This is a genomic window from Thauera sp. 2A1, from assembly GCF_009469595.2.
GTDB lineage: Bacteria > Pseudomonadota > Gammaproteobacteria > Burkholderiales > Rhodocyclaceae > Thauera.
This window is the reverse complement of record NZ_SSXV01000103.1, coordinates 1-1,503: the sequence shown is the minus strand read 5'-3', so window position 1 is coordinate 1,503 and position 1,503 is coordinate 1. Positions and strand designations below refer to the sequence as shown.

Annotated in this window: 2 protein-coding genes and 1 pseudogene; all 3 read right to left on the bottom strand. The window is 53.4% G+C overall.

The features are described from left to right. Window positions 1–880: IS91-like element IS91 family transposase (locus GH664_RS22690; protein WP_153170304.1), on the bottom strand; the 880-nt coding region annotated here is incomplete at its 3' end. Next, entirely contained in the window at window positions 880–1,245 is a 366-nt protein-coding gene (locus tag GH664_RS22685) for a hypothetical protein (RefSeq protein WP_000124098.1), read from the bottom strand. The genes GH664_RS22685 and GH664_RS22690, both read right to left, overlap by 1 nt. An 88-nt stretch (window positions 1,246–1,333) precedes the next feature. Further along, window positions 1,334–1,429: pseudogene (locus GH664_RS22680) on the bottom strand (Rop family plasmid primer RNA-binding protein); the annotation flags it as partial. Window positions 1,430–1,503: the final 74 nt, after the last annotated feature.

The following is a 1,503-nucleotide window of genomic DNA, read 5'->3' as shown; positions in this document are numbered from 1 at the left end:
CATCTCCACTCATCAACAGGTATTCTTCCCGTTTTGTACGGTGACTGTTGTAACGCAGACCGATTTCATCCTGACCGGCATAATGCTCCAGCCGACTCATCGGCACCGGTGGCTTTTTCAGGTAAGAGCCGAAGTACACCGCCACATGTGTGGCGTTATCCATCACCCTGGATATGTTGACATTCCAGCCGCGGCGGTAATGCGTGTCCAGGAAGCGATTCCAGTCCCGTTTGCTGTTTCCTTCCACTGCCAGTTCATCCGGTATTACCAGCTCCGGGTATTTCCGGGACAGTAGCCGCGTTATCCGGTAACGCCACATGCTCATCACCTTACGGGCGTAAAAATGAAGATTTTTCCAGGTGTGGCCCGACGTCACACCACCGGCAGTTGTCGATAAATGGATATGCGGATGCCACTGCTGGTCACGCCCCCATGTGTGGATCACCGTGAATATCCCCGGCTCCACATCTGTCTGATGGCAGATTTCCAGTATCACATCCGCTGCAATGCGGCTCATCTCTGCCAGTAACCACCGGTTGTGGAACACCAGGGACCAGTACTGGCAGGGAAGTGTGAACACAATATGCTGCCACGGGCAGTCGGGGACCAGGCTCAGCAGATACTGTATCCACTGTGCGCCAGCCTTCACCCCGCAGTGCGGACAGGAGCGGCTTTTACACCGGAAGCAGACCTTTTTGGTGTGGCAACAGTCCGGTGACGAACAGCACCATTGCGTGTAGCCCATCAGCGTGGTCCCGCATGCCATGATTTTTGTCACTGACTCAGTCACCACCGGACGCACTGAACCTTCCGGCTGTTTCTCCAGCCAGTTAAGCCAGCGGTTACCCTGCTGAAAAATATCGGCAAAACGGGGAAGCATCAGACGGGTGGGGTAACGCCATCCGGCCAGTGAACTGTGCCGCATTCCGGGCAGTACATACCACCGGCACTGATACCGGCAAGAATGGTTGCAAACTCCCGCTCCGTACAGCGGGCTATTTCCGGATACCCTTCGTCATCGACACGAACAAACCAGAAGACCAGCTTTTTGTTTCCTGCATCCAGAAAGAACGGAATACCCAGGTCAGCGCAGCACTCAACGGCATCGTCAAAATTATCAAAGCGCAGAACTTCAGCGTCTTCTTCGTCAAAAAAATCATCCGGATGAAGTTTCACAACATAGCGGGGAAGTTTGCTTCTTTGTGGTGCGGGTTTGCGTTTACGGGGTTTAGCTGAACGGGCCATATAACTACCTGAAAGACAATGACATTATCTTTTTTTATAACGGTAATTCCAGACCATGACAAGCCGCAGCCGCCAGGCTGCCTACTCGGTCGGCATCCAGAGCATCCAGTTTTTCAAGCAGTGTCAGGCTCTGGCTTTTGATAAATCGCGCCATATTCAGCGCAGTTTGTTGCTGTTTGTTCACCTTCCGTTGTTCTCCGTCAGTACCGGGTGTCGGGTGGACCCTGACCAGGTGGTAATTGTAAGACGTTGCGGGCG

Bases quoted from the DNA above. Each gene is read 5' to 3' on its own strand.
- GH664_RS22685 (WP_000124098.1), bottom strand. From the start codon at position 1,245: ATGGCCCGTTCAGCTAAACCCCGTAAACGCAAACCCGCACCACAAAGA.